The sequence below is a fragment of the Dactylosporangium darangshiense genome, from assembly GCF_039537565.1.
Taxonomy (GTDB): Bacteria; Actinomycetota; Actinomycetes; order Mycobacteriales; family Micromonosporaceae; genus Dactylosporangium; species Dactylosporangium darangshiense.
Genome location: NZ_BAABAT010000210.1, coordinates 1 through 863, shown reverse-complemented (window position 1 = coordinate 863; position 863 = coordinate 1). Strand labels below are relative to the sequence as shown.

Here is an 863-nt window from a genome sequence, read left to right as displayed (position 1 = left end):
ACGCTGCACCGACCCAGCCGTCCTGACCCGCCGCAGCAGCCTGCCGTTCAACCCGCTGCACAGCCGCCGCGTCCGCGACCAACGCCCTGGTGTCCAACACCGAAAACGTCTCGTCCCCGCTGGAACGCGTCCAAACAAAACGAGCAGGCACACTCAACGTAATCCGGTGAACATTTTCCGCAACGGCGACATCCGGCGGGACCGCCACCGCCAAACCCACCTCATTGCCCAACCAACGCCGAATGACATCGGCACTCGGCGCCTCCCCCAATACGAAATCGAGATCGACCACACCCTCGACATCGTCGGTCTCCTCCCACGTGCGCAACAGCATCCGCGTCCGAAACGTCTCATCAGACGCTTCGGCTACGGCATCTCCTCCGCGCAGCGACAAGAGGAACGAATCGACGTTGTTTGTCATCCCTGGGTTTGGCAGCGCTATCAGGTCACGCAGGACAAGGCTCGGCGGTTCGGTGTCCCTTTCTGCCCAGGTCTCATGCCATTGGACGCTGTTTTCACCACTCCGGGTCACAAAGGACTCTCCCGCAACGACGAGGAGGTCGGACCTGTTCGCCTGCGTGATGAATAGCGACTGTTCCCAACGAACCCCCACGCCAAGCGGGCGGAGCAGCACCAAAGTACGTTGAGTATCGTTGTCGGCGGGTGTCAGCTGGTCGGCGAACTCCGCGGCAGTCATCCACTCGCCGCTGGAAGCCGAACGCAGCAACGACCAGGGCGCATGACGGACCGACCCGTGTTCCACTTCGACGTCGTTCAACTCACCAGACTCGAAGAAGATCGTGTCCATTGTGTCGGCGTCAAGCCTCCGGTACAGCTCGTCGAGCGTCACGCCGTGATCAAGC

General features: G+C 61.8%; 1 protein-coding gene. It reads right to left on the bottom strand.

Going from position 1 to position 863, the window contains the following annotated elements; all coding sequences use genetic code 11:
• A partial coding sequence (locus tag ABD901_RS58745; RefSeq protein WP_345145116.1) for a hypothetical protein occupies positions 1-850 on the bottom strand: 850 nt, incomplete at its 3' end.
• Between the last annotated feature and the right edge of the window lie 13 nt (positions 851-863).